The following is a 5,333-nucleotide window of genomic DNA, read 5'->3' as shown; positions in this document are numbered from 1 at the left end:
GCTCGGCGGCCGGAACGAGCGCACGCCCGATGAAGCGCGTCCCGCTTCGTTGCATCGCGACGGCGTCTCCGTTGACATGCAGCTTGACCCTGGCGTTCTGCGCCTCTGCGTCGCCGGGCAGATCAAGCGTGATGGTGATTTCGTCCTGATCGCGGGAAGAACGCATCTCGGCAGCAAACGCGATGGCAAGCGGAGGTGCTTTGGCGTCGCCAGCCCGGTTGGGCCGGCTCGAAAACACATCATCGGCCAGTTCAGGCGTGCGCGGCGGGCTCGTGCGGCGCTGCGTGGAGCGCTCGTAATCGCCGGCCATGCGCAGCAGCCTTTCGTCGTCGTAAGCCTTGCCGGCGAAGGTCAGGCCGACCGGCATGCCGATGTCGGCCATGGTGCCCATCGGTATGGTGACGGTCGGGATGCCGAAATGGCGCCAGACCAGATTGCCGTTGGCGACCCAGGTGCCGTTGCGCCAGGCGAGCGCGGCGGACGCCTCGTTGATGTCGGCGTCGGCCGGGCCGACATCGGCGGCGGCCGGCAACACCACGGCATCGAGGCGTTTGGCGTCCAGCCAGTCCTCGAAATCGATGCGCCGCGTCGCCTCAAGTCCCGTCAACCCGTCTGCCATGGTCGGGATGTCCTTGAAGGGCGTGACGCCGGACTTCGCCCGCTCGACATAGTCCACCAGGTCGAAGCCGCCTTCATAGCGGTCCGGCAAGGTGCCTGGCGGCTGCGGAAAGATTTTCGGGCCGTCGACAGAGGCGAGATCGGGCAAGGCAGGGTCGGCATTGGCGCGCAGGAAATCGTCCCAGGCCCAGATGCAGAGGTCCCAGATTTCGCGGTCGGCGAAGTCCGCCGGCACCAGTCCGCGCTCGACCATGGTTCGCGCGCCGGGACGGTCGCGCTCGTAGTTGGAGACGACGGGAAAATCGACCTCGACCATCTCGGCGCCGAGCCGACGCAGATCCGTTGCCGCCTGCTCCCATAGATCAAGCACCGAGGCGCGGGTTTCGATCGGCCGGTCGGCCTCGCTGTCGCGGCCGATATACATTCCGGGCACGCCGAGCCGTTTGCCCTTGAGCGACCCCTCCAGCGCCAGATCGGTGTAACGCGGTGGGCGCAACTCGGAACTTTTCGGCAGTTTGATCCAGGGCTGCGCGCGCCAGAAATCGCCTCTGGTTTCCGGGTCGTCGGCGACGATGACATCGAGCAGTTCCAGCATGTCGTGCATTGTTCGCGTGTGCGGCACCACGACATCCATGGTCGGCACCAAGGGCCAGTTGCCGCGCACCGAAATCACCCCGCGCGAGGGCGTGTAGGCGACCAGCGCGTTGTTGGTGGCCGGCGCGCGGCCGGACGACCAAGTCTCCTCGCCAAGCCCGAAGGCGCAGAAACTCGCCGCCGTCGCGGTGCCCGAGCCATTAGAGGAGCCCGACGCGAAGGCGGCGGTCAGGTAGTCGGCATTGTACGGGCTTTCGGCGCGGCCATAGACGCCGCGCTGCATGCCGCCATTGGCCATGGGCGGCATGTTGGTGAGGCCGATCAGCACAGCGCCGCCGGCACGCAGCCGGGCGATGGTGAAAGCGTCCTCATTGGCGACGAGATGCTCGAAGGCGGGCGAGCCGGCGGCCACCGTCAGGCCCCTGACCTTGTAGCTGTCCTTGGCGGTGTAGGGGATGCCGTCGAGGGGCCCGAGCGTCTTGCCTTGCCGGCGCCGCTGGTCGGAAGCGGCGGCTTCCTCGAACATGGCAGGGTTGAGCACAGGCACGGCGTTGAGGCTGATGCCGTGCCGGTCGAAATGGGCGATGCGCCTGACATAGGCCGCGACCAGTTCGACGCTGGTGACAGTGCCCTCGTCGAGCGCCTGGCGCAGTTCGTCGATCGTCGCTTCGACGAGGTGAAGGCTGGCGTCGGTCATCGCGGGTCCCAGGCTGTTGTCCGTACGCCATGGATGAGCGAGGCCGCCGGCTTCGGCAAGAGCCAATCAGAGGTCTTTGCCGAGCCTGTTGTTCCTGCCTTTCAGGTCAGCGGCACGCGGTCCTCGAAAAAATCGATTTTTTTATGCAACCTCTGATGGGCGCGCGCGTTGCAGGGCTCCCGGGGGGAGGATGAGGTTTGCATTGTGCCGTTTCGAGATACTGAACGAGCCGACAGGCACGTATTCCATTTTCGACAGATCGACCGAATTGCCGGTAACCGTGGGAGGCAGGGCTTTCATCGGTCTTTACCGGCACGAAGTGCCGCTGGCTCTGCTCGCCGCCATGGAGCCCGATGACAGCGGGATGCCGTCGCTCTCGCTGCTGAGCGACTGCCGATCCTGCCGGGATGATCGACAAGACGACTTGCAAGCGTGAATGAACGCTCGCATAAGTTGCGATTGGCATATAACATGAAAGAAGATGGTGCCGTCATCACAGCATGAAAGGGGAATCATGCCTGACCAGAACGCGCTTGTCCGCACGGCCATCGCACGGCTGCTTTCCGAGAGAACCGGGGTCGCCGTCATTTCGATGAAGGAGAGTATCGCGGAACTGCCGGCGGCAGCCGGCGCGGCGCTGACCATCGATAGGCTGCAGGATCTGCTGCTGGAAATGGCGGAGGTGCGCGGGATGATGGTGGCGCTCGATCTTTAGGATGGTTCACCGTCTCAGGGAACGATAAGCAGCCCGCACCTTTCTTGGCGATTGCTCTAGGCCTGCAGATACGGGTGGGTCGCCACCTCCTGAAAGCGTTCCGCCTTGCGCGCCGGCGCCAGCGTGCCGTCGCCATAAATCATGCGGCCGGCACGGAAGGTGGCGCGCACGCGGGCCACGGGGCTGACATCGGCGACGACGAGATCGGCCAGGAGTCCAGGCTCGATGGCGCCGCGGTCGGCCAGGCCCAATGCCTTGGCCGGGTTGGCGCTGGTCAGCGCGGCGGCCGCTGCCAGGCCATCCTCGCGCAACTGCGCCAGGCCGAGCACGGCGGGCAGGATCGAGGCCGGGTGATAGTCGCTGGCCAGCATGTCGAGCAGCCCGGCCTGATAGGCCTGGCGGGCGGAAAGATTGCCCGAATAGGATTCTCCGCGCAACGCGTTGGGCGCGCCCATGGCCGTATACATGCCCAGCCGGCGGGCTTCCCGCGCCGCCTCCAGGGTCACCGGGAATTCGCTGAGCACGGTTCCCAGGCCGTGGACGAATTCCACCTTTTCCAGTGTGTCGTCGTCGTGCGAGGCGAGCACGATGCCGCGGGCGCGGGCAAACGCCGACAGGCTTTGCAGCGTGCCGAGCACACCGCCATGCCCGTTGCGATCGGCCATGCGCTTGCCGACGACCTCGGAGACGTCGGCAATGGACATGCCGCGCTCCTTGGCCAGGCGGGCGATATACAGTTCGACGTCGCGGTACTGTCCCTGTCCGGGCGTGTGATCCATCAGTGAGACCAGATGCAGCTTGCCGGCATCCATCAGTCGTTCCAGCACGCCGACAGCCGCGGTGAACGTCACCTCGAAACGGGCGTGGATGCGGTGGTCGACCAGAAGGTCGTTCTTCAGCCCGGTGATGGTCTGGATGATGGAAGATGTGTGTTCTTCCGAGCGCAGCAAAGCCGCGGTGGCGCTGTTGCCGATGAAGGAAAGCGCGGCATAGGCTGTGGTCACGCCGCAGGAGGCCAGCCGCTTGTCGAGTTCGGCGATGCCGATTTCCATCGGCACGTGGACACCGCTGCGCGGCTCCACTTCGCGCTCAACCATGTCGCCATGCATGTCGATGAAACCAGGCAGCAGCAGGCGGCCGCCGCCGGTGAAGTCGGCGTTCTCGACAGGCTGGTCGCGGATCTCGGCGATCCGGCCGCCTTCGACCCTGACGGCGCCATTGGCAATGACGCGGTCGCGCAGGACAATCTGGAATTCACTCAGCCACATGTTCCGCCGCTCCATCGGTTCGTCCCCGCGGTGGGGTGCGGCCTTGTCTGCCCGTTCAAGCATGGTCGTCTCCGAAAACAACATCCCGCATTTCCGGATCGCCCTCCGGCCAGGCGGTTTCAAGGCGTGCATTTGAATGTTTCATTTCTGATGACCGGATAACTTGGCTTGGTGACAGGGTTGTGTAGGACAAACAGGCCGGCCCGTCGTGCTGCCACCGGAGATATCCGCAAGATGTGACGGTACGAGACGGACGTTGCCGCGGCCTTGAGAAGCAAGGGCCACAGCGTCAGCGTCATCCTCGCCGAATATGGCGTCACCGACTACATAAGGCTGCGCACCGACATCATCGAGCGGCTGCCGACCAAGGAGGAGGCGCGACGGCTCGCGCAACCGGAGACCGAGCCGGTGATGCTGACGAAAAAAGTCGATGTCGACATGAAAGGCACGCCGACCTCCTATTCCGAAACGGTCTGGGCGAGCGAACGCATGCAGTTCTCGATCGACAATACGAGCCAGCTGCTCAGCGTGCTGGCGCAGGCTGAGAACGGCGAGGGTGAGGGGCTGGGTTCCGCGCCAAAGATGAAATCCGCGCCGGTCTGGCTCGGCGTGGCGTGTAGCCGCGAACAATGTCGGCGTTCGACCTGACACGGACTGCCGCACGCCAGGCAGCGTCCATTGTTGGTTCGGGGTTCGCCAACTACTGGGCGCCGGGCGTCCATTCGGGCAGCGGCGCCAGGCTGCGGTTGAACTGCTTCCACCACATCGCCTCATCCACCTCGCAGCAGGCTCGAAGCATGGCGTGTGCCTTCTCGAAAGCCTGAGTCGCGAGGTCGTCGAACGTCATCCGCGCATCGTACGGCACCGACACCACCAGTTCCTGACCGGTTTGTGTCCCCCCTTCGTCGACCTGAAGATAAAGCCAGACGACGAAATGCGCGCCCTGGCCGCTCGCGTCCGCATTGCCGATCTTGATGCGGTCGATGCCTGCTGCGGTGACTCTCATGCGGGGACCTCTTCAATCGAGCTCAGAATGCCTCCAGAAGTCCGCCGCGATCAGGAAGGTTCCGTCACCGTTGCCGCTATGGTGAAGCATTGATGAAGAGGCGATTGGGCCGGCGTTGCCTGGCTATAGCCGAGCCCTGCCAGCGCCATTGCATTGGCGCCGCCTCGGGCCGAAAATGCCTCCATGAAAGCAGTTCCCAGGCTCACGACACCAAGGCTCGTGCTTCGGGCGCCGGGCGAACGGGATATCCCGGCATGGTTCGCGCGTGCCACCGATGTCGAATCCGCCTCCCTTGCCGGCGATCCCGTTCCCGACGACATGAGCGCGGGCGCGCGATGGCTGGCGCTTTCGCGTCAGCGGTTCGCCGACGGCAAGGCGATCAAATGGTCGATAGACCAGGCAGGTTTCTCGGATGCGATCGGGACGATCACCCTG

5 protein-coding genes and 1 pseudogene are annotated in these 5,333 nt (G+C 64.7%); 3 read left to right on the top strand and 3 right to left on the bottom strand.

Features of this window, described 5'->3' with window-relative positions; genetic code table 11:
- A partial coding sequence (locus EOA36_RS26415; RefSeq protein ID WP_127280061.1) for an amidase occupies window positions 1-1,909 on the bottom strand: 1,909 nt, incomplete at its 3' end.
- A 514-nt stretch (window positions 1,910-2,423) separates the two neighbouring features.
- On the opposite strand from EOA36_RS26415, the gene EOA36_RS26405 reads away from it, so the two are divergent.
- Window positions 2,424-2,624, top strand: a complete 201-nt coding sequence (locus tag EOA36_RS26405; protein ID WP_127280059.1) for a hypothetical protein — start codon at window positions 2,424-2,426, stop codon at window positions 2,622-2,624.
- Window positions 2,625-2,680: 56 nt separating this feature from the next.
- Here EOA36_RS26405 and EOA36_RS26400 read toward each other — a convergent pair whose 3' ends face one another.
- Window positions 2,681-3,892 (bottom strand): alpha-D-ribose 1-methylphosphonate 5-triphosphate diphosphatase, encoded by a 1,212-nt coding sequence (locus EOA36_RS26400; RefSeq protein WP_127280062.1) that lies wholly within the window; start codon window positions 3,890-3,892, stop codon window positions 2,681-2,683.
- 267 nt (window positions 3,893-4,159) lie between these two features.
- Here EOA36_RS26400 and EOA36_RS26395 point away from each other — a divergent pair, with 267 nt between their 5' ends.
- Window positions 4,160-4,540: a UTRA domain-containing protein gene (locus EOA36_RS26395; protein ID WP_127280058.1), complete on the top strand. Its 381-nt coding sequence runs from the start codon at window positions 4,160-4,162 to the stop codon at window positions 4,538-4,540.
- Window positions 4,541-4,592: 52 nt separating this feature from the next.
- On the opposite strand, the gene EOA36_RS26390 is transcribed toward EOA36_RS26395, so the two are convergent.
- A complete protein-coding gene (locus EOA36_RS26390; protein ID WP_127280057.1) occupies window positions 4,593-4,898 on the bottom strand; it encodes a hypothetical protein in 306 nt (101 codons plus the stop codon).
- Between the two features lie 183 nt (window positions 4,899-5,081).
- On the opposite strand from EOA36_RS26390, the pseudogene EOA36_RS26385 reads away from it, so the two are divergent.
- A pseudogene (locus EOA36_RS26385) lies at window positions 5,082-5,333 on the top strand (GNAT family N-acetyltransferase); the annotation flags it as partial.

It is taken from the genome of Mesorhizobium sp. M8A.F.Ca.ET.021.01.1.1 (assembly GCF_003998025.1).
Lineage (GTDB): Bacteria > Pseudomonadota > Alphaproteobacteria > Rhizobiales > Rhizobiaceae > Mesorhizobium.
Note: the sequence above shows the minus strand (reverse complement) of the source record. Positions and strands in the feature narration are given on the sequence as shown.